At 51.4% G+C, this 20,700-nt stretch carries 16 protein-coding genes, 9 tRNA genes and 3 rRNA genes; 11 read left to right on the forward strand and 17 right to left on the reverse strand.

Annotation, left to right across the window (positions count from 1 at the left end):
• Positions 1 to 692 precede the first annotated feature (692 nt).
• Positions 693 to 769: transfer RNA gene (locus TRQ7_RS03870), tRNA-Arg, on the reverse strand.
• 11 nt (positions 770 to 780) lie between these two features.
• Positions 781 to 870 (reverse strand) — tRNA-Ser (locus TRQ7_RS03875).
• Between the two features lie 53 nt (positions 871 to 923).
• Here TRQ7_RS03875 and TRQ7_RS03880 point away from each other — a divergent pair.
• The 7 genes from TRQ7_RS03880 to TRQ7_RS03910 all read left to right on the forward strand — a co-directional run bounded on the left by TRQ7_RS03880 (position 924) and on the right by TRQ7_RS03910 (position 3,068).
• Entirely contained in the window at positions 924 to 1,562 is a 639-nt protein-coding gene (locus tag TRQ7_RS03880; protein ID WP_041844063.1) for an ABC transporter ATP-binding protein, read from the forward strand.
• The gene (gene fetB / locus TRQ7_RS03885) at positions 1,543 to 2,331 is read left to right on the forward strand and encodes an iron export ABC transporter permease subunit FetB (protein WP_041844064.1); all 789 of its coding nucleotides are present in this window, start codon (positions 1,543 to 1,545) and stop codon (positions 2,329 to 2,331) included. The genes TRQ7_RS03880 and fetB overlap by 20 nt, the downstream gene beginning before the upstream one ends.
• A 72-nt stretch (positions 2,332 to 2,403) precedes the next feature.
• A tRNA-Gly gene (locus TRQ7_RS03890) sits at positions 2,404 to 2,479 on the forward strand.
• A gap of 10 nt (positions 2,480 to 2,489) precedes the next feature.
• Positions 2,490 to 2,566 (forward strand) — tRNA-Arg (locus TRQ7_RS03895).
• An 11-nt stretch (positions 2,567 to 2,577) separates the two neighbouring features.
• Positions 2,578 to 2,653: transfer RNA gene (locus TRQ7_RS03900), tRNA-His, on the forward strand.
• A gap of 5 nt (positions 2,654 to 2,658) precedes the next feature.
• Positions 2,659 to 2,735: transfer RNA gene (locus TRQ7_RS03905), tRNA-Arg, on the forward strand.
• A gap of 69 nt (positions 2,736 to 2,804) precedes the next feature.
• Positions 2,805 to 3,068, forward strand: coding sequence for a stage V sporulation protein S (locus tag TRQ7_RS03910; protein ID WP_015918989.1), 264 nt, complete (start codon positions 2,805 to 2,807; stop codon positions 3,066 to 3,068).
• 52 nt (positions 3,069 to 3,120) lie between these two features.
• Here the strand turns inward: TRQ7_RS03910 and TRQ7_RS03915 are convergent.
• The 5 genes from TRQ7_RS03915 to tsaA all read right to left on the reverse strand — a co-directional run bounded on the left by TRQ7_RS03915 (position 3,121) and on the right by tsaA (position 6,533).
• Positions 3,121 to 3,196, reverse strand: a tRNA-Ala gene (locus TRQ7_RS03915).
• A 38-nt stretch (positions 3,197 to 3,234) separates the two neighbouring features.
• Positions 3,235 to 3,993, reverse strand: a complete 759-nt coding sequence (locus TRQ7_RS03920; RefSeq protein WP_015918990.1) for an ABC transporter ATP-binding protein — start codon at positions 3,991 to 3,993, stop codon at positions 3,235 to 3,237.
• Positions 3,990 to 5,024, reverse strand: a complete 1,035-nt coding sequence (locus TRQ7_RS03925) for an iron ABC transporter permease (RefSeq protein WP_236681737.1) — start codon at positions 5,022 to 5,024, stop codon at positions 3,990 to 3,992. The genes TRQ7_RS03920 and TRQ7_RS03925 overlap by 4 nt, the downstream gene beginning before the upstream one ends.
• Positions 5,024 to 6,094, reverse strand: a complete 1,071-nt coding sequence (locus tag TRQ7_RS03930) for an iron ABC transporter substrate-binding protein (RefSeq protein ID WP_041844066.1) — start codon at positions 6,092 to 6,094, stop codon at positions 5,024 to 5,026. Before TRQ7_RS03930 ends, TRQ7_RS03925 begins: the two co-directional genes overlap by 1 nt.
• Positions 6,084 to 6,533 carry a tRNA (N6-threonylcarbamoyladenosine(37)-N6)-methyltransferase TrmO gene (gene tsaA / locus TRQ7_RS03935; RefSeq protein ID WP_041844067.1) on the reverse strand — a complete coding sequence of 150 codons (450 nt, stop codon included), beginning with the start codon at positions 6,531 to 6,533 and terminating at the stop codon, positions 6,084 to 6,086. The genes TRQ7_RS03930 and tsaA overlap by 11 nt, the downstream gene beginning before the upstream one ends.
• 207 nt (positions 6,534 to 6,740) lie before the next feature.
• Between tsaA and TRQ7_RS03940 the strand changes: the two genes are divergently transcribed.
• Genes TRQ7_RS03940 through TRQ7_RS03950 form a run of 3 tightly spaced genes read left to right on the forward strand, consistent with a single transcriptional unit; the run spans position 6,741 to position 9,646 of the window.
• On the forward strand, positions 6,741 to 8,189 hold the full coding sequence (locus TRQ7_RS03940) for a HAMP domain-containing sensor histidine kinase (RefSeq protein WP_236681738.1): 1,449 nt from the start codon (positions 6,741 to 6,743) through the stop codon (positions 8,187 to 8,189).
• The gene (locus TRQ7_RS03945) at positions 8,164 to 9,273 is read left to right on the forward strand and encodes a cyclic di-GMP phosphodiesterase (protein WP_041844068.1); all 1,110 of its coding nucleotides are present in this window, start codon (positions 8,164 to 8,166) and stop codon (positions 9,271 to 9,273) included. The genes TRQ7_RS03940 and TRQ7_RS03945 overlap by 26 nt, the downstream gene beginning before the upstream one ends.
• Positions 9,197 to 9,646: an SRPBCC domain-containing protein gene (locus tag TRQ7_RS03950; protein ID WP_038066695.1), complete on the forward strand. Its 450-nt coding sequence runs from the start codon at positions 9,197 to 9,199 to the stop codon at positions 9,644 to 9,646. The genes TRQ7_RS03945 and TRQ7_RS03950 overlap by 77 nt, the downstream gene beginning before the upstream one ends.
• On the opposite strand, the gene glmM is transcribed toward TRQ7_RS03950, so the two are convergent.
• From glmM to holA, 4 genes are read right to left on the reverse strand one after another with little or no spacing between them, the layout of a single operon-like run.
• Entirely contained in the window at positions 9,626 to 10,912 is a 1,287-nt protein-coding gene (gene glmM, locus TRQ7_RS03955) for a phosphoglucosamine mutase (RefSeq protein ID WP_015918998.1), read from the reverse strand. The genes TRQ7_RS03950 and glmM overlap by 21 nt on opposite strands.
• Complete coding sequence (locus TRQ7_RS03960) at positions 10,909 to 11,691, reverse strand: carbon-nitrogen hydrolase family protein (RefSeq protein WP_343327291.1); 783 nt, start codon at positions 11,689 to 11,691, stop codon at positions 10,909 to 10,911. Before TRQ7_RS03960 ends, glmM begins: the two co-directional genes overlap by 4 nt.
• Positions 11,651 to 12,865, reverse strand: a complete 1,215-nt coding sequence (locus TRQ7_RS03965; protein WP_041844070.1) for a TIGR04013 family B12-binding domain/radical SAM domain-containing protein — start codon at positions 12,863 to 12,865, stop codon at positions 11,651 to 11,653. The genes TRQ7_RS03960 and TRQ7_RS03965 overlap by 41 nt, the downstream gene beginning before the upstream one ends.
• Positions 12,834 to 13,808, reverse strand: a complete 975-nt coding sequence (gene holA / locus TRQ7_RS03970; RefSeq protein ID WP_015919001.1) for a DNA polymerase III subunit delta — start codon at positions 13,806 to 13,808, stop codon at positions 12,834 to 12,836. The genes TRQ7_RS03965 and holA overlap by 32 nt, the downstream gene beginning before the upstream one ends.
• Before the next feature lie 80 nt (positions 13,809 to 13,888).
• Here holA and TRQ7_RS03975 point away from each other — a divergent pair, with 80 nt between their 5' ends.
• Positions 13,889 to 14,458, forward strand: a complete 570-nt coding sequence (locus TRQ7_RS03975; protein WP_041844071.1) for a hypothetical protein — start codon at positions 13,889 to 13,891, stop codon at positions 14,456 to 14,458.
• Positions 14,459 to 14,482: 24 nt separating this feature from the next.
• Here the strand turns inward: TRQ7_RS03975 and TRQ7_RS03980 are convergent, their stop codons facing one another.
• The 6 genes from TRQ7_RS03980 to TRQ7_RS04005 form a co-directional block, all read right to left on the reverse strand.
• On the reverse strand, positions 14,483 to 14,761 hold the full coding sequence (locus TRQ7_RS03980; RefSeq protein ID WP_015919003.1) for a hypothetical protein: 279 nt from the start codon (positions 14,759 to 14,761) through the stop codon (positions 14,483 to 14,485).
• Positions 14,762 to 14,831: 70 nt separating this feature from the next.
• Positions 14,832 to 14,948 (reverse strand): 5S ribosomal RNA (gene rrf / locus TRQ7_RS03985).
• Positions 14,949 to 14,990: 42 nt separating this feature from the next.
• Positions 14,991 to 18,712: ribosomal RNA gene (locus TRQ7_RS03990) — 23S ribosomal RNA — on the reverse strand.
• 40 nt (positions 18,713 to 18,752) lie between these two features.
• Positions 18,753 to 18,828, reverse strand: a tRNA-Ala gene (locus tag TRQ7_RS03995).
• Between the two features lie 5 nt (positions 18,829 to 18,833).
• A tRNA-Ile gene (locus tag TRQ7_RS04000) sits at positions 18,834 to 18,910 on the reverse strand.
• Between the two features lie 44 nt (positions 18,911 to 18,954).
• Positions 18,955 to 20,515: ribosomal RNA gene (locus tag TRQ7_RS04005) — 16S ribosomal RNA — on the reverse strand.
• The 16S, 23S and 5S rRNA genes sit together here with 2 tRNA genes alongside, the layout of an rRNA operon.
• Positions 20,516 to 20,700 lie beyond the last annotated feature (185 nt).

A 20,700-nucleotide genomic window follows, 5' to 3' on the forward strand; every position in this document is an offset into this window, starting at 1 on the left:
ATCTTCAGAGAGCAAAAGAGGTGTTCGGAAAATGTGTGAGAAAGGCAGAAGAACTGGAAGCAGAACTTCACATATTCGGTACAGCGTTCTTCAGAAAAAACCCCGATATTTTTCATGAAATAACGGGTGGTAGGGGGAAGATCCTATCAGAGGAGGAGGAAGCACGTTATTCTTACATCTCTGTGGTGAGAGATTTCGGAAAGGAAGACATTCTGGTGGCGGATCTTGGAGGTGGAAGCCTTGAGCTTGCATGGAAAGATGGATACACGAGTCTTGAACTCGGAACCCATATTTTGAATCGTATCTTTTCCTTAACACTTCCATTCAGGAAATCCGTGGACGATGTGGTTGAATACGTAATGGATAAATTACCAGACCTGGCCAAAAGCGATCTGTTCGGAGTTGGAGGAAGTTTCGTAGCGTTGGCTGCCCTGATGAAGGGAAAATGGGATCTGAAGTCCATACACGGAAGTACTCTGGAGATAGAGAGAGTACAGAAGATAGTTGATCAGATCAGAAAAATGAGCTTCGAAGATATCAGAAAACTGAAGATACTGCCGGAAGGAAGGGAAAAGACGATACTCGCAGGTGGAATCGTGACGATCGCTCTCTTGAAGAAATACTCGCCGAAGATGACAGTGAGTACGAAAGGATACAGGTATGGCATCGCCTGGGAGATCATTGAAAAGAGGTGGCGTGCCCGGGGGGATTCGAACCCCCAACCTCCAGATCCGCAGTCTGGCGCTCTATCCAACTGAGCTACGGGCACATATAAAAAACTGGCGGAGAGGGTGGGATTCGAACCCACGGTGGGGAAACCCCCACACTTGCTTAGCAGGCAAGCGCCTTAGGCCGCTCGGCCACCTCTCCACCTGTTCTCTATTATAGCAGCACACACGAATATGTTCAAGGGGAGAAAGAGTATGTTTCTTCTCAGGAACGTGAAGTACAAAAACATTCTTGAAATCGAAGAACTGTACATCCCTGAAAAGATGATCACCGTCATCACGGGTGAAAGTGGTTCCGGAAAAACGACCCTCCTGAAGATGCTGAACAAGATGATCACTCCGGACAGAGGAAAAATCTTCTTCAAAGGAGAATCTCTTGAAAAGATAGACTCTGTTGATCTCAGAAGAAAGGTAGTCATGTTACCGCAGTTTCCCGTGGTTTTTCCGGGTGATGTGAGGGAAAATCTCATTGCGGGCTTGAGGTTTTCAGAAAAGAAAATCCCTTCCGATGAGAGACTCAGAGAAATTCTGGAGTTTGTGATGCTGAAAAAGTCATTGAACGATGACCCAGAAAAATTCTCAGGAGGAGAAAAACAGCGCCTGGCACTCGCGAGGGTTTTGCTCATGGATCCGGACGTGTTTCTTCTGGACGAGCCCACTTCATCTTTGGACAGGGAAACTGGAATTGAGATCATAAGAAGGGTGGTTGACCTTGTACGAAAGAGGAATAAAACGCTCATCGTGGTCACACACGACCCAGAACTGAGAAGATTCGCAAACCGACTGATAGAAATGAAAGATGGGAGGGTACTGAATGGGACCAGTGGACATTAGCCTGGTGCAACTTCTGAGTGCCTACGTTTTTGTGGTGATTTTGATGTTGATCCTGAAGGCTCGGAAGATCCCCAGAGAAAAGGATGTTTTGATGGCGTCTCTTCGTATGACGATTCAGCTGGTACTGGCCGGTTTCGTCTTGAGTTACATCCTGGAAAATCCCACACCGTTTTACACGATCCTGGCCGTGATCGTTATGGAGGCGTTTGCGATCTACAACGTGTACAGAAGAGCAAAACTCTCGCTCCCAAAGAATGTGAAGATGCGTCTTGAATTTTTCATAGCCATCTCCGTGAGTTCGGGCACTCTCCTGAGCCTTTTTTATTTTCTCTACGTGGTGGTGAGGATCAGTCCATGGTTCGATCCAAGATACGTCGTTCCCCTTGCGGGGATGATCATTGGAAACTCCATGACGGGAGTGTCTCTTGGTGTAAAAAGCCTTTCTGAATCGATTCTCTCTCAAAAACCTCTCGTTGAGGCAGCCCTGATGCTGGGAGCAAGACCAAAGGACGCAACGAAATACTTCAGCGATAAGGCCTTCGATTCTGCCATTCTTCCAACGATAAATTCCATGATCGGAATGGGAATCGTCTTTCTTCCTGGTATGATGACAGGGCAGATTCTCTCTGGAACTTCTCCTATAACCGCTATAAAATACCAGATAGCCATAATGCTCGGAATCCTCGGGGGAGTAACGATCAGTGTCAGTGTGTTTTTGATGCTGGGATATCGGGCCTTCTTCAACAAGGAGGATCAGTTGATCATATGAAAGAACACCACCTCTCTTGACGATCCCGTACGAATATGATAATATTTTTAGTGCCTGGAGGGTCTTTGACGGGCGGGTGTAGCTCAACTGGTAGAGCATCGGCCTTCCAAGCCGAGGGTTGCGGGTTCGAGTCCCGTCGCCCGCTCCAGGTTGGTGGTGCGCCCGTAGCTCAACAGGATAGAGCATCGGATTTCTAATCCGAGGGTTGCAGGTTCGAGTCCTGCCGGGCGCGCCATTTTTTTCGTGGTGACCATAGCTCAGTTGGTAGAGCGCCTGACTGTGGATCAGGTGGTCGCGGGTTCGAGTCCCGCTGGTCACCCCAGTTGCGCGCCCGTAGCTCAATTGGATAGAGCGTCGGACTTCGGATCCGATGGTTGCGGGTTCGAGTCCTGCCGGGCGCGCCAGCCGAAGCCAATAAACCAGTGTTCGAGGAAACCAAGAAAAAACACTCACCGTAGAGGAGGTAGAAACCCATGGAAGTACTCAAGGTTGCTTCCAATTCCAACCCCAACAAAGTAGCAGGAGCACTCGCAGGTGTTATCAGAGAGAAAGGAAAAGCGGAACTTCAGGCAATCGGAGCCGGTGCGGTGAACCAGGCTGTGAAGGCCATTGCCATTGCAAGGGGTTATCTCGCTCCGAGTGGAATCAACCTCGTGTGTGTACCCGCTTTCACAGAGGTGCAGATCAACGGCGAAACGAGAACGGCCATCAAGTTCATCGTTTTTCCGAAAGATTGAATCCCAGAGTTGCAAGAAAAAGAAACCCCCGCGAACGCGGGGGTTTTTTCTTTGGTGGAGCCGATGGGACTTGAACCCACGACCTCTACCGTGCGAAGGTAGCGCTCTCCCAGCTGAGCTACGGCCCCACATCCGTGATATATTATACTGAATCTTTTCTTCCTGTTCAAGACCTGCTTCTTTTCAAAACGAAAACGGGAAAACCAGAAACATTCTCGACAGAGCCATCCACGTGATAAACCACACCGAACGTCTCCGGTTTCAGGGTTTCTTTCCCGCCATCTTTCACGATCTTTCCGTCTTTCATGAAAATGAACCTTGTAGCGAATCTGAGTGCCAGGTTTATATCGTGAACCACCATGATGGCTGTTTTTCCCATTTTCACGAAGTCCTCTACGATTTGCATGACCTCCAGTTGGTTTTTCGGATCGAGGTTGCTGGTTGGTTCATCGAGAAGGAGTATTTCAGGATTCTGAGCGAGGGCCCTGGCGATGTTCACCCTTTGCAGTTCGCCGCCACTCAAATTACTGGCATTCTCCAGAGCCAGATGAGATAACCCAAGCCTTTCAAGCAAGGATTCAACCATTTTTATGTCTTCTCTCGAAGGTCCAAACTTCATATAAGGTCGCCTTCCAAGAAGGGCCACATCGAAAACTCTCATCATACCCGGATAAAACTTCTGCGGAACGTATCCAATGACTCTTGCTAGCTCTTCTCTGGTGTAAACACTGATGGGTTTTCCTAAAATCTCCACACCTTCACACTTCAGAATACCGGCCAGGCACTTCAGAAGCGTGCTTTTCCCAGCACCGTTTGGCCCCAGAATAGCAACCAATTCCTTCCTCTTCACTTCGAACGAAATTTCCCTCAGAACCTCTTTTCGTCTGTAACCGAAAGAAAGGTTCTTCACCCTCAGAACGTTCATTTCATGCGATCACTCCGAACCAGAAGATATATGAAAAGAGGTGCCCCAAGAAAGGAAGTCACCACTCCCACGGGTAGAACCATTGGTGAAAACAGGAGACGAGCAAAGGTATCGGCCAGAAGAAGAATCAACCCCCCCAGCAGAGCGGAGAAGGGAACGAGAAACCTGTAATCTTCTCCGATGAAAATCCTGATCATGTGTGGAGAGACCAAGCCCACAAACCCTATCACACCAACAAGTGCTACCCCGACAGCTGTCATCAACGATGAAAGAAGAACCATCACCAGTCTGATCTTCTCTACTCTCACCCCGGAAGATTTCGCAACCTCATCCCCGGCAACCATAGCGTTGATGTCCCAGGCTTTCAGGAAGAAATAAACGAAGATCGCGATCGAAACTGTAAGAAGAAGAACATTCCCTTTCCAGGTTGCCCTTCCAAGATCCCCAAAACTCCAGTAAACCATGGTTGCAAGTTGAAGTTCGTCTGCAAAGTACTGAACCAGCGTTGTGGCAGCGGTGAAAAGCGAACTCATAGCGATTCCCATCAGGACCACCGTCTCCGGTGCTGCCTTCTTCGTCTTTCCCAGGATGAAAATAACGATCGATGGTATCATCGCACCTGCGAAGGCGAAAAGGATAATAACATAAGGGTTGCTCAGAACGATTCTTCCCGTGCTCTCCGAATAACCCGCTCCCAGAATTATCGCAAGGGAAGCTCCGAACATCGCTCCATGCGATACACCCATCGTGAAAGGACTGGCAAGAGGATTTCTCAAAGCCCCCTGAACAACTGCACCTGAAACGGCCAAAGAGGCACCGGTGAAAATACCGGCCAGCACTCTGGGAAATCTTATGTTCCAGATGAGAACATGGGTCTTTCTGCCACTTCTTCCAAACAGAGCGCTCAAGACCTCACCAAAAGAAAGATCGTACCCTCCATGAGAGAGTGCGTACACCATCGTGATGAAAAGAAGAACTAACAAAACCACACCGATCAGGATGTTTCTTGAGACGTACCTTCTGTAGTTCATCACTCACCTCGAAGGATTTTCCCCGAAGAAAGATCTATTCTTCCAAATCCTCCGAATTGTTTTGCCATCTCCTCGTATACCGCCTTTCCAAGGAGAAACTCGTATATTTCGTTTGCCTTTTTTTCTGGATCGATGTCTTCAAAACGTTTCGGATAGAGAATCTTCCCGATGAAATACGCGTCAGCAAGGGCCGTTCCGATGTTTGTAGTGTAGTAGTTGTACGGCAAAATACCAAATACCCTCTTTTCCTTCACGGCATCCAGCAGTTCATAGAATTCTCCACGCTTTCTGTAATCCTCAAGAACCATGCTCAAAGCATTTTCATCGATGAAGATGTACTCAGGGTTCCACTCCAGTAACTTTTCAAGATCGATGAATTTGTGACCTTCTCCCAGTTCATCGACCACGTTTCTGGCACGAAGAGCAACGAAAGGTGGATAATGTGCCATCGTGCTTTCGATCCCATGAACTCCCCTGTAGCCGATACCACCAACGTAGACGGTGGGACTTTCGATGTTTTCCGTTCTTCTCGAAAGATCCTCCTGGATCTGTTTTATGAACTCGATCACTTCACGCGCCCTTTCTTCTTTTCCAAGGATCTTACCCAAAAGTTCAATCGAATCAAAAAGTTCTTCATCGTCGAACGTTCCAAGATCTCCATAACTGAGTACAATCACGGGTATTCCAGTCTTTCCCTGAACGTCCTGAGCCGTTTTGACGTCGACATAGGTCATGAACAAAACATCCGGGTTCAACACTACCAGTGCTTCCATATCCGGAAGTTTTCCAGGGCCCCCAGGACCTATTCTGGGAAGTTCTTTGAGTTCTGGATGTGCCAGTATATAGGGCCTGCCAAGAGGCCTCAAACGTTCGAAATCCTCCACACCAACGACCATATCGGTGGCGTTCAAATAGACGATCAACCTGAGGGCACCGGGCCCTGCCGCCACGATCCTCTCAACTTTAGAAGGGATCTCCACCTCTCTTCCCAAAAGATCCATCACAACATCGGAAAATCCTGAAAGAGAAACAAAGATAAGAAACACCAGCAAAAATCTTTTAAATCTCATCCATTTTCACCCCTTCAAACCATCCTATTCTGGCATTTTCCACGCAATCGATCTTTGAGGAATAAGGCTTGATATCAACGACCGGTGTTCCATCCAGGGCATCGAGACCCCTCACAAACAATCTCCTCCCATCCACTTTCAAAAGTTCCACAACGGAAAACCCTATAGGGTTTGGTCTGTGAGGGGAGCGCGTGGCGAACACACCATGTTCTTTTCTATCAAATGGAGGAAGAGCGATCAGCTTTTCTCTGTCTGCTTTGTGGAGCCAGTAGAGAATTATCAGATGAGAGCATGTGTCGATATCCTTCAGCCCCTCTTCGTACTCCGGGTACAGTTCGATGATGAAATCCTCCCTGGAAAACCTTCCCTGAAAGGGACACTCCGCCACGTTTCTGTAGGGAGATCTTATCACACCTATCGGTTTCAGACAGAAATCCACGATGCCACCTCCCGTGATGTTTTCTATATCATGATATCATGAGACAATGGCATTTTATGAGAAATATTGTTAGATTGTTCTATAAAGTGATCTTTGGTTTTATAGGGTATTATATCGTAATTTAAAAAACGAAATTTCATAAAATTATTGACGAGAAACCAACTCATATGTTAAATTAATCAGAGGAGGGGATAACATGGACCCTTTATGGTGATCTTACTTTTTGGCATGGTTCTTATGTACTTCATATTTCCAGCAGCAACGAACGTAGTGATCGTCTCGGTTTTGAATTTTGTTGCCCTCTTTCTTTCCTTCATCATTCACCACACGAGCCTAAAAAAAGACAGCTCGCAGGAATTCTTTGCCTTTTCCTGTCTTTTTTCTTCCTTTCTTTCCTTCTTCTTCCTTCGGGCCTTTCTCATGAACCCAGAAAAGTCGTGGGTGTTCCTGAGCAGCTCCAAGTTCCTGGTCGCCGAAGGTTTTCTCTTCTTTTTGGTTCAAAAGAGGAAAAATTTATGCAAAATAGCGGTCTTTTCCACATTCGCGTTCCTCTTTGTCCTCTCTGTTTTGAAATTCGATCTGTCGCTTTATCTTGAAACTTTGTCACTCGCTTTTTTCGCTGTGGTTCTGCTCATCAGAAGACTACCTTCCACCTTTCTCACGGTGAGTGTCTTTCTCTACTCTATCTCCTCGCTGTTCTTCTTTTTCTCCAGAGATATCTACCCCTACCACATCACTTCAGGAAGTCTCTTTCTGGCATGGCACTTTGTAAAGAAATACGTGGATATTCCAAAAAAGGAGGCAGAGAAACTTTCAGAGGAAATGAACGTTCCCCCTGAAGAGATTTCCACCGCATTCAAAAACGTTCAGGATTTTCTTGCCAAAATTCCCCGGATCATGTCGGATATCCTCCGGGAAACCGATCAAAAAAACGTGAAGGAACTCTTCAACAGGCATTTCCAAGAAGATTCCCCTTCCTATCTTCTGCGTCTGAAAGGCATCTTCTCCGAATTCGTCGAAGAATACATCCTCTTTCTGGAAGAGAGGAGGAAATTCCAGGAAGTGCATCTTGTTCTCACAAAGAACCTCGCACACAACCTGAAAAATCCTGTGAACGCCATCTATGTGAGCGCTCAGCTTTTGAAACTTCGTTATCCTGAAACATCATCCATCGCCGGAAACATAGAGAAAATCTGTCAGGAGATGAACAGGGAGATAGAAAGGATACTGAAGATGTCGATTGGTGAAAAGAAAACGGTCAAAAGGATCGATCTTGAAGAAGCGCTGAATCCTATTCTGGAAATGGCCAGGTTGAAGGGCCTCGAAGTGGAACTCATCCTGGACTTTGAAGAACTCGAACTCGACAGAGATGCCTTCCTTGCACTGGTCACAAACCTCTTTTCGAACGCCGTGAAATACACTCCCTCCGGAAGGGTAACCCTCAGTGTGGAGAAAAGAAATGATAGAATCTTGTTGATTGTCTCTGACACGGGGCCGGGCCTGAAATCGCCGAACGGGTTTGGGCTCTTCACTGTCAAGAAACTGGTGAACTACCTGAACGGAAGTATGGAGATCTCAAAAGACGGGGGAACTACTTTCAAAATAGTCCTTCCCATCAGGAGGGATAGCGATGACGGTACTGGTCGTAGAGGATGATGAGATCACACGAGAGGCTGTAAGCCAGTACTTGAGGCTCTCTGGTTTCAACGTCCTCGAAGCGGAAAGCGGAGAGAAAGCCCTCGATCTTTCCAGAAAGGTCGATGTTGCACTGGTGGATGTGAAACTTCCTGGAATGAGCGGAATAGAACTGGTGAGCGAGATAAAGTCGAGAAATCCCTCCTGTGTGGTTTTCGTTGTAACAGCGTACGACAACACAGAGACCGTGAAAAAGAGTGTGGAAGCGGGTGCCGATGACTTCATCAAAAAACCCGTTAACCTGGAACTTCTGAAATTGAAAATAACCCACGCCCTCAGAAACAGGGTGTTTCATCTGTACAGAAACAGTTATCTGAAATCCCTGAAGAAAAAGCTTTCCCTTCTTGAAAAGACCGCAGAAGAGTTCTTCACAGAATACGAAGACTTTCTGTTTGAGGTCCTCGATATACTGAACATGCTCTCCGAGTACAGGGACGCAGAAACCCACAAACACACAGAACGGGTGGGGTGGCTCTCAGGCAGGATAGCAGAGGAGATGGGAATGGATGAGGCCTTCGTTACGGAGATACAGTTTGCGGCGCCTCTTCACGATATCGGAAAGATAGGAATTCCAGACAGAATCCTTTTGAAACCCGGCATTCTCACCCCGGAAGAGTTCGAGATCATGAAACAACACACCACCATTGGATTCAGGATCCTCAGTCGAAGTTCTTCTCCCATCCTTCAACTTGGAGCGGAGATTGCCCTCACGCACCACGAAAGATGGAACGGCTCCGGATATCCGAAAGGTCTCAAGGGAAAGGAAATACCACTTTCTGGTCTCATAGTGGCGGTGGCGGACAGCTTCGATGCGATGGTGTCCAGAAGACCGTACAAAAAACCAAAAACGCTGGAAGAGGCCTTTCAGGAAATAGAAGAACTATCCGGAAAGCTTTACTCTCCCGAAGTTGTGAAAGCCTTTTTGAAACTGGAAAGAGAAATTATGGATGTCTACAGGAGGGAAGAAGATGAAGATTCCTCCAACGACAGCAGGAGTTCACATAAGAGCTCCCCTGGAGAGGGTTTGGAAGGTATTCGTGAATGAAAGAGGCTGGGATGGATGGTTCACAGATGGGATGAAGATGGAACTGAAAGAGGGTGGAAGGATTTTCTTTCGATGGGTGAGAAAGACCTTCGGAGAAGAAGTGACGGACGAAGGGGTGATCCACAGACTCGAACCACCCCATCTGATAGAATTCTCCTGGAACTCCTACGAAGACGGCTACAGATCGAGGGTGAAAATGGAGTTTTTCCCATCGAGTTACAACGGAACGTGGGTCCATGTGGAGGACCACACGATTGTGTTTACAGAAGAGGACATGAAGATAAAACTCGAGTGTGCAGTTGGCTGGGGTGAGATGCTCACCCTCGCCAAAGTGTGGATAGAGTACGGAATATCAACCCTCGAGAATCCTTGAAAGTTCTTCCGCAATCTCTTCCACTCTGTTTCTATCTTTTCCCTCGACGGTGATCCTTACGACGGGTTCTGTCCCGGACGGTCTCACCACGATCCTATAACCCTCGGCACTGTACCTTTCGATCAACTCTCTCAATCTTCCATTTTCTAGAGAGGTTTTCTCCGTCCTCCTCACGTTTCTGGTGATCTGTGGAAGATCCGGTATCTCTTTTGCAAGATCTGAGAGATTCTTCTTCAACCTTTCAACGACTCTCATCAGTTCCAGAGCGGTTATGAGACCATCTCCCGTTGTGCTTCTGTCGAGGATTATGATGTGCCCCGATCTTTCACCACCGAGATTTGCCCCTGACTTCAGCATTTCCTCCAGAACGTACTTGTCTCCCACCTTCGTTCGAACAAGTTCTATTCCCCGTTTCCTCAGATACTCCTCGAGCCCCCCGTTGGTCATGATGGTTCCTACAACGACGGATTCCCTCAGTCTTCCTTCCTCCATCATTCCCTCTGCCAGTATTCCTATGATCTTATCGCCGTTCACCACGTTTCTTTCCTCGTCTACAGCGATCACACGATCACCATCACCATCGAAGGAAAAACCTATTCTACCCCTCTTCATCTCCTCTGCGAGAAATTTCGGGTGAGTGGCACCGCAGCCCTGATTTATGAGAAGACCGTCCTGAGAGGAGTTGAAAACCTCAACCTCGGCACCGAGGAACTCGAACACGTCTTTCGCCGTGGTCGTTGTGGCGCCGTTGGCAAGATCAAGGGAAACGCTCTTTCCGGAAAGGTCAAGATCTTTGAACATCTCAAGAACGGCACCGATGTACATATCTTTTCCTTCCCTGAAAGACTTGATCTTCCCCACGACGTACCGTCTCTGAAACTCTCCTTCCATTCTCCTCTCTATCTCTTCCTCCAACTCGTCCGGTATCTTGTAACCGTTTTTCAGGACCTTTATACCGTTGTACTCTGGTGGATTGTGAGAGGCCGAGATAACCACACCGTAGGACCTTGTGATCCTTGTGAGAAGGGCCACAGCAGGTGTGGGAAGGATTCCACAGGAGAGAACATCGACACCCATCGAGGTGAGCCCTGCGGCGAGGGCCGCCTCCAGAGAATCCCCAGAAACCCTTGTGTCCTTTCCTATGAGAACTTTTCCTTCTCCGACGATCTCTCCCAGCGCCTTTCCTACCTTAAACGCCAGTTCATCGGTCAGGGTATCCCCGAAAACACCCCTTATCCCGTCGGTTCCGAAGTACCTCACCTTCACAACCTCCCCTTCTGCAAACTGTACATGTGAGCCCTGTAGTTTTTGAGGTATGCGTGGGAGTCGCCCTCTTCGTCGTACCTGTAATGATAAACGATGTCAGGATCGATGTCCTCGAAGATCACACCCTCACTGGTCTCCAGTTCTCTGAGGACCTTTCCGTTGGGAGCAACTATCCTTGTTCTCCCCACAAACTCCACAAATCCCTTGCCACACATGGACGAGGCCACAAGAAAGACTCCGTTCTCCACTGCCCGCGCCCTTGTTGCGATATCGTAGGTGTGCCCTCTTTCTTTTCCGAAGGCAAAGGAAGAAAGTATCACCTTGCTTCCTTTGAGAGTCAGTATCCGGGAGATCTCTGGAAAACCTATCTCGTAACAGATCAGCGTTCCAAAGATCACTCCTCTGTGAGAGAAAACGAGGAAATACTCTCCCGGTTCGAAGACATCCTTTTCTCCACGAAAAAGATGCGTCTTATCGTAAAAAAGAAGTTCTCTCTTCTTTTTGAAAATCACCAGGGAGTTTCGGAGTTTTCCCAGAACGATCCTGGGAGTGCCGGTGACGATGACGATCTGTCCCTCTCTTGAGAGCCTCAAAAGTTTTTTTCTGACAACTTCCTCAAAGAACCTGGCTCCCCTTTCAAGCGTCTTCTCATCCCATGTGTAACCACTGATCGTAAGCTCAGGGAACACGATCACGTCCACACCGCTTGAAATGGCTTCTTCTACAAAGTGTTCTATTCTACTCAGATTCTCCTCGAACCCCCCGATTGCCGGGAGCATCTGAACCGCCGCCACTCGCAATTTCGTACACCTTCCTTGATAGTGTTTCCTGTTTCAACCAGTATCCATCCAGTATACCCTTTGAGGCAAGCCTTCCAAGGAACCTGTAGTGATCTTTCGTGAGTCTTCCAGGCCCTGCCCTGAAAAGCTCCGTTCCAGGAAGTGGCATGAAGGTGTGGGCGTGTATCTTCGCACCGTATCTTTCTACAATTCTCATGATGAAGTTAAACGTCATCTCTATGTCTTCCTTTGTCTCGAACGGAAACCCGAATATGAAATCAACGTGCGGTGTGAAACCATGAAATGCGATCTTTTCTATTGCCTCCTCCACCTGTTCAACTGTGTGCCCGCGTTTTATGATCTTCAATACTCTGTCGCTTCCACTCTGAGCTCCTATCACTATCGATCGGTTTTTGACATATTTTTTCACCACTTTCAGCACTTCATCGGTTACGGATTCAGGTCTTACCTCGGAGGGGAAGGTACCGAAGTAGATCTCCTCAACACCCACTTTTTTGAGTCCATAAAGGAGTTCTTCGATCTTTTCGACATTCGGTGTTACTCCGTTTCTAGAACCGTATCCGAAGGAGTTCGGAGCTATGAAACGTGCCAGTTTTCTGTTTTTTTCCACACCGAGCTTTGCGTAATGAATGATCACATCCACATCCCGGTGCCTCACCTGTTTTCCTGCAAGACTTGGGGTCTGACAGTACGCACAGGAGAAGGGACATCCCCTTGTGATTTCGATGGGCATGTAGATTCCCTTCGAAGGAAGGAAAGGCGGGTAGTGGTTCAGATTGACTCTCTTTGAAATCCCATCGAAGATCCTTTCTCTTTCTCCCATCAGAAACCTCAGGATGTTCTCTTCACCGTCTCCGATGAAAACATGGTCGAATCCCATTCCCAGGCAGCCTTCAGGATCGGCACTTGCGTGCGGGCCTCCCGCTATGAGCGTGTAGCCCTGTTTTTTCAACTGGACAACTTCCTCTTTCACAACCTCAAGGTCAAAACTCATGAAAGAGTAAGCAACCACGGTTTCATCGGGAGGGAAGTTCTTTATTTCACCGAATTTTACAGGTCTTGCTTCCACGTCGAGATGTCTGCTGTATATCGTAGAAAGCAGAGCAGCGATACTGTACCAGTTATTCTTCGTTTCCCTGAACAGAATATACATCCAGTGCCACCTCTTCGATGAATTCGTGGAAGAAGGGTTTTGGATCTTCTTCGCTTTTAACGGATCTGTCCAGTTCGTAGAGTTTCCTGAGGATCGACTCGAGTTTGGTGGTATCGTAGTAGAGAAGGTGGTTTATCACCTTGAACTTCCAGGCCTTGAACGCAAATCCAAGGAAGCGTGCCACCCTGGGAACCGGCATACCGAGTTCTTTTGAGATCTTCGATATATCCGGCCAGGTGTAGTACCTCTTCCTGGTGACGAGCACGACCAGTTTGAAAAGGTCGAGGAAATGATTCACGAGCACAGCGGAGATCACCACAGGTTCTGTGTTCTTCCACATCTGTGACAAAAGGGCGTGGGCGAGCCTTCTTTTGCCCTCGGAGACGGCAAAGCAGAACTCGTCGTATCCTGGACTCTGGTAGGTGAAGACCACTTCCTCCACGTCCTCTGCAGAGATGTTGCCAGTTTCGGAGTAAGCCTTCAGTTTTTCGATCTCTCTTTCTATGAGAAGATCATTCGTTCCAACCTTGGAAAAGAAGAGTTGCAGCGCATCTTTTGTGATCTTCAATCCACTCTCTCTGAAACGTTTCTCTATCCACTCAAGCCACTTGTCCGTCTCCCAGGGTTTTGGTAGATCCAGGTTCACACCCTTTGCGGTCGACTTCTGGGATCGCACGAAGATGTGGACATCCTCTGGAACGTTTTTTACGAGTTCAAGGAAGCGCTTTTGTTCCTGAGAGCGCCACGAATCGAAATCGATGATGTCCACCACGGTTTTTCCGGAAAATATCGTTCTTGTGTTGATGATGGATCTCAGAAAGTTCAATTTATCGGGATCGTCCGGATGGATCCTTATGTACTCCGCTTTTTCGTCTTTCAAAAGTTTTTTTATCAGCTCTTCCTTTTTGGTCTCCGAGGCACCCGTGAGGAAAGTAACCGGCATTCGATCACCTCTCAAAGGAATTTTAACACGCTTTGGAAAAAAGTTTCAAAATGATACCATTAAAGAAAGGAGGTGAAAGAATGAAGAGAGTACTCTTCTGGTCTGCACTCATAACATCTGGTATTTTGCTGCTTGTTTCCGGCTGTATTCCAGTACCCATTCCTATCGATCTTGGAAACCTCGGTATCGAACCTCAAGTGTTCGGGATTCCACAAGGAAGCTCCACCACCCTGGATGCAACATGGACAAGCTTTATCATCAAAGCGGAAGATGTGAAAAACGCACAGCAAGAGGCTGGTATTCCAGGAACAGTGCACCTTCACAACATCGAGGTGAGTGGAAATGTCACCGTGGAAGGAGATCTTAATCTTGAAGGATTCATAGGTTTTTCTCTCACCGAGCCAACATCAACACCGACTATCGGTGATATTGATATCAAAATTAACGCTCCTCAGCAGACTGAATATTCTCCTTCCATCTCTGCCAGCAACTCACCCGCTCTGAAAGAAGCTCTGAACAGGATAAACAACGGAGAAGACGTTACACTCTGGGTGATCTTTGGGCAGAGAAACTACAGCTCCACAAATGGAGCCACCGTGACCGTTGAGATAATAAATGTAAGACTCTGGGTCACCTGGACTGCCTGGTGAAAAAAGCCCCTCTTTTCGAGGGGCTTACTTTTCATCGAAGGACAGTTCCATGTAATCGGCCTTCACACCCGGTAGTTTGTTTAGTTTGTCACAGAGTTCTCTGTGCTGCTGCGGACTTCCCACAAGTTCAAGAACGATGAGTCCGGCGTCCGAGCAATTGTCCAGAACACCATCGTGAAGGCCCAGTCTTGTCTTGATCAAACATCCCCAGGCGGTGAGGATTTTCTGAACCTTCTCAGCCGTTTCCTTTCTGTTTTCCACAAGGATAGCCATCACCGTCTTTATGGGAAGTTTTTCCGCCACTGGATCACCCCCTTGATATCATTATAACAAAAAGGGGCTCTTGAAAGAGCCCCTTCATAAAAAACAAATCCCCGGGCGCTACCTACTCTCGCATGGGGCTGCCCCCATACTACCATCGGCCCAGGGCGGCTTAACGGCCGGGTTCGGAATGGAACCGGGTGTTTCCCGCCCCAGTATCGGCACCCGGGGATACTTCGAAGGATCATTGGAAACTGCATAGGGGATTTCGGAGGTCAAGGCCTCGGCCGATTAGTACCGGTGGGCTCAACGCCTTGCGGCGCTTACACCCCCGGCCTATCAAGGTCCTCTTCTCGGACCGGCCTTACTCCCTTAACGGGATGGGAGGCCTAATCTTGGGGCGCGCTTCCCGCTTAGATGCTTTCAGCGGTTATCGCTTAGGGGCATAGCTACCCGGCGTATGCCGCTGGCGCGACAGCCGGTACACCAGAGGCCCCCTCCTCCCGGTCCTCTCGTACAAGGGAGGACCCCCCTCAAGCCTCCTACGCCCGCGGCAGATAGGGACCGACCTGTCTCACGACGGTCTGAACCCAGCTCACGTACCCCTTTAATGGGCGAACAGCCCAACCCTTGGGACCTGCTTCAGCCCCAGGATGGGATGAGCCGACATCGAGGTGCCGAACCCCGCCGTCGATGTGAACTCTCGGGCGGGACCAGCCTGTTATCCCCGGGGTAACTTTTATCCGTTGATCGACGGCCCTTCCACACGGGGCCGCCGGGTCACTAGGGCCGGGTTTCCCCCCTGCTCGGCCTGTCGGCCTCGCAGTCAGGCCGGCTTATGCCCTTGCACTCTACGGTGGATTTCCAACCCACCTGAGCCGACCTTTGCGCACCTCCGTTACTCTTTAGGAGGTGACCGCCCCAGTCAAACTGCCCACCTGGCACTGTCCCCACCCTGCTCTTCACAGGGTCAGGTTAGGACTCCAGTGCACCGAGGGTGGTATTCCACTGGCGGCTCCACCGCCCCTGGCGAGGCAGCTTCACAGCCTCCCACCTATTCTATACACGATGCACCAGAGCCCAATACCAGGCTGCAGTAAAGCTCCACGGGGTCTTTCCGTCTAGCCGCGGGTACTGGGCATCTTCACCCAGACTGAAATTTCGCCGGGCCCCCCGCCGAGACAGTGCCCCAGTCGTTACGCCATTCATGCAGGTCGGAACTTACCCGACAAGGAATTTCGCTCACCCTTATCCCACCCTTTCGGAGTGGGGGTGGACTGTATCTTCATCCAGTCCCCGGATCTCTTCGAGGGTTCGTTTCAACCTTTCGTGGTTTCCTGTGTTCATTTCCATGGCGATTTCCAGTATCTTGATGAGACCTTCTTTTGTGAGATGTTCTCCCCGTTCCATCATTATGAGAATCCTTCTGAATTTTTTGAAGTCAACGTTTTTCTTCGTCTTTAGAGGATGTTTTTCGAAGAATTCTACAACTTTCTTCAAGCACGACCTTTTTCTGATCCTTAGTTCGTATCGATCGTCGTGGTTCTTCCGCACAACACCGCATCCGAAGAACTTCCTCAGTGCGTACAGAACCTGTATGTCACGCTTGTGCTGGACGATCCTGAATTCGGGGAGAACCTGATAACCCGTTTTCATGGTGCGATTTCTGCTGACACCAACGTAGAAACAACCTTCACCATCGACGAACCCAACGACCCAGTCAGGCTTGAGATCCAAGATTTCCACCCCTTCTCACGGGGACTGGATGCCCGGCGTACAGTCTCTGAGGATCCCCCCTCAACGGGGTTTCCTGCGGATTGCCCAATCCCTTCCATTTTTACCTGGGCTGGCCGCAGCCCCCAGGTAGGAAGGGCTCTAAGGGCTTCCCCGCATACAGCCGGGTATTGCCCCACAGGTTTCCCTGTGGGCAGGCAGCGAACGCTACCTTAGGACCGTTATAGTTACGGCCGCCGTTTACCGGGGCTTCGGGTCGGAGCTACGCTCCCACAAGGGGAGCCTCACCCCTCCCCTTAACCTTCCGGCACTGGGCAGGCGTCAGTCCCTATACTTCCTCTTTTCGAGTTAGCAGAGACCTGTGTTTTTGGTAAACAGTCGCCAGGGCCTTGTCACTGCGACCGCCTCGGGCTCCCCCGGTTTCCGGGTTGCCCCTTCCCCCGGGTTCACCCTAACGCGGCACCCCTTCTCCCGAAGTTACGGGGCCAATTTGCCGAGTTCCTTGGCGAGGGTTAACCCGCTCCCCTGAGCCTTCTCAGCCCGCCCACCTGTGTCGGTTTGCGGAACGGGCACCTACGGTCTCAAGCGGTACGCGAGGTTTTTCTCGGCAGTGTGGGGTCGGCGCCGTTGGTCCCCGAAGGGACCTCCCCATCACGGCTCAGGCTCGGGGCGCGGATTTACCTACGCCCGTCATCGCCCTAACCGCTTGGAGGGGCATGCCACTTGCCCCCGGCGCCTACCCTCCTGCGTCACCCCTCGTACCATCGACCGCAGGTGGCGCCGGAATATTAACCGGCTTCCCTTCGGCTACCCCTTTCGGGTTCACCTTAGGGTCCCGGCTAACCCTGGGCGGACGACCCTTCCCCAGGTACCCTTGGGCTTACGGGGGGAGGGATTCTCACCCTCCTCTCGCGTACTCATGCCCGCATTCTCACTTCCGCCTCGTCCAGCGGCCCTCGCGGGTCCGCCTTCACCCTACAGCGGAACGCTCCCCTACCGCCAGTACCTCCAGCGGAGGTACTGACCCGCGGCTTCGGGGGGTGGCTTGAGCCCCGTTACATTTTCGGTGCAGGGCGCCTCGGCTGGTGAGCTGTTACGCACTCTTTAAATGATGGCTGCTTCTAAGCCAACATCCCAGCTGTCTTAGGCGCCCCACATCCTTTACCACTTAGCCACCTCTTCGGGCCCTTAGCCGGCGGTCTGGGTTGTTCCCCTCTCGTCCGCGGAGCTTATCCCCCGCGGGCTCACTCCCGGGCTTTGTGTGCAGGGATTCGGAGTTTGACGGGGTTCGGAGGAAACCCCCCTAGCCCCATCAGTGCTCTACCCCCTGCACAGACCACCCGAGGCTGCACCTCAATGCATTTCGGGGAGAACCAGCTATCACCGGGTTCGGTTAGCTTTTCACTCCTACCCCCAGGTCATCCGAGGACTTTTCACTGTCCACCGGTTCGGGCCTCCAGTGGGTTTTAACCCACCTTCACCCTGCCCAGGGGTAGCTCACCCGGCTTCGGGTCTGCCGCCGGTGACTAGACGCCCTGTTCGGACTCGCTTTCGCTACGGCTACGCCTCAATCGGCTTAACCTCGCCACCGACGGCAACTCGCGGGCTCATTAATCAAAAGGCACGCCGTCACCCCCAAATGGGGGCTCCGACTTCTTGTAGGCACGCGGTTTCAGGTCCTCTTTCACTCCCCTTCCGGGGTGCTTTTCACCTTTCCCTCACGGTACTGGTGCACTATCGGGCGGCGGGTAGTATTTAGCCTTGGAGGGTGGTCCCCCCAGCTTCCCACGGGATTCCACGTGTCCCGTGGTACTCGGGAACACGACCCAGGGAGTCCCTCCCCTTTCGCCTACGGGGCTGTCACCCTCTCCGGCCCACCTTCCCAGGTGGTTCGGCTAGAGGAGGGATTTGTAACTCCCCGGCGAGTCCGTGGCCTCGCCCGGTCGTGTCCCGCAACCCCAGCGTGGCAACGCCCACGGGCTTTGGCACCACGCTGGTTTGGGCTCCTCCCCGTTCGCTCGCCGCTACTAGGGGAATCTCGGTTGATTTCTTTTCCTCGGGGTACTGAGATGTTTCACTTCCCCCGGTGTCGCACCGCCTTTCGGCGGCGAGTGGCCTCAACGGCCACCCAGGTTTCCCCATTCGGGAATCCCGGGATCAACGCCTGCTTGCGGCTCCCCCGGGCTTATCGCAGCTTGCCACGCCCTTCATCGCCTCCCGCCGCCAAGGCATCCACCGCGTGCCCTTAGTACCTTGACCTCCTACTCTCCCCTATGCAGTTTTCAATGACCCTTCACCTTGGTGGAGACGAGGGGATTCGAACCCCTGGCCTCCTGCTTGCAAAGCAGGCGCTCTCCCAGCTGAGCTACGTCCCCACCAATGGTGGGCTCGGGTGGACTCGAACCACCGACCTCACGCTTATCAGGCGTGCGCTCTGACCAGCTGAGCTACGAGCCCCCGAGCCATTGGAATATGGATAGCAGCCCCCGAAAATCTCCTAGAAAGGAGGTGATCCAGCCGCACCTTCCGGTACGGCTACCTTGTTACGACTTCGCCCCCCTCGCCAGGTTCTCCCTCGACACCCCCCCTCCCTTTCGGGTTGGGGCAGGTGTCTTCGGGAGCCCCCGACTCGGGTGGCGTGACGGGCGGTGTGTACAAGGCCCGGGAACGTATTCACCGCGGCATGGCTGATCCGCGATTACTAGCGATTCCGGCTTCACGCAGGCGGGTTGCAGCCTGCGATCCGAACTGAGGGCGGCTTTGGGGATTGGCTCCCCCTCGCGGGGTCGCAACCCATTGTACCGCCCATTGTAGCGCGTGTGTCGCCCAGGGCATAAGGGGCACGAGTACCTGACGTCATCCCCTCCTTCCTCCGGCTCGTCGCCGGCAGTCCCCCTAGAGTGCCCGGCCGAACCGCTGGCAACTAGGGGCAGGGGTTGCGCTCGTTGCGGGACTTAACCCAACACCTCACGGCACGAGCTGACGACGGCCGTGCACCACCTGTGCCGGCTCCCAGTCCCGAAGGACTGGGTCCCTACCCCTTTCGGGGAGGTACCACCGGCATGTCAAGCCCTGGTAAGGTTCTTGGCTTAGCATCCAATTAAACCACACGCTCCACCGCTTGTGCGGGCCCCCGTCAATTCCTTTGAGTTTCACCCTTGCGGGCGTACTCCCCAGGCGGCCCACTTAACGCGTTAGCTTCAGCACGGAGGGATTACCCCCCCACACCTAGTGGGCATCGTTTACAGCCAGGACTACCCGGGTATCTAATCCGGTTTGCTCCCCTGGCTTTCGGGCCTCAGCGTCGGGGTCGGCCCAGGAGACCGGCTTCCCCACCGGCGTTCCTGCCGATATCTACGGATTTCACCCCTACACCGGCAGTTCCGTCTCCCTCTACCGCCCCCAAGCCTGGTAGTTTCGGATGCAGCCCCACGGTTGAGCCGTGGGATTTCACATCCGACACACCAGGCCGCCTACGCCCCCTTTACGCCCAGTAAATCCGGGTAACGCTTGCCCCCTACGTATTACCGCGGCTGCTGGCACGTAGTTAGCCGGGGCTTTCTAGCGGGGTACCGTCATCGGCAGGGCATTTCCTCCCTGCCTTATTCTTCCCCCGCCACAGCGGTTTACACCCCGAAGGGCTTCGTCCCGCACGCGGCGTCGCTGGATCAGGGTTTCCCCCATTGTCCAAGATTCCCCACTGCTGCCTCCCGTAGGAGTGGGGCCCGTGTCTCAGTGCCCCTGTGGCCGACCACCCTCTCAGGCCGGCTACCCGTCGTCGGCTTGGTGGGCCGTTACCCCACCAACTACCTGATGGGCCGCGGGCCCCTCCTCCGGCGGGGCAAACGCCCCTTTCCTCCACCAACTTGCGTTGATGGAGCGTATGGGGTATTAGCCAGGGTTTCCCCTGGTTATCCCCCTCCGGAGGGCAGGTTACCCACGTGTTACTCACCCGTCCGCCGCTGGGTACTCCTCCCCAAAGGGGAGTTTCCCCCGCTCGACTTGCATGTGTTAGGCACGCCGCCAGCGTTCACCCTGAGCCAGGATCAAACCCTCCATATAAGATTCGATCCGGCTCAACAAAATCGGGGGGCTGCTATCCATATTTCAATGACCCGAGGACAAAAACCTTGAAGTTTGCTTCAGCTCCAGAGTGTGTAACTTCTCTTTTCGGGTTCTATTCTCTTTTTCCGCTTTCTGAAGACCCTTTCACTCAACGTCGCCGAGATTAATAATAGCACCCCTTC

The sequence above is a fragment of the Thermotoga sp. RQ7 genome (assembly GCF_000832145.1).
Lineage (GTDB): Bacteria > Thermotogota > Thermotogae > Thermotogales > Thermotogaceae > Thermotoga > Thermotoga neapolitana.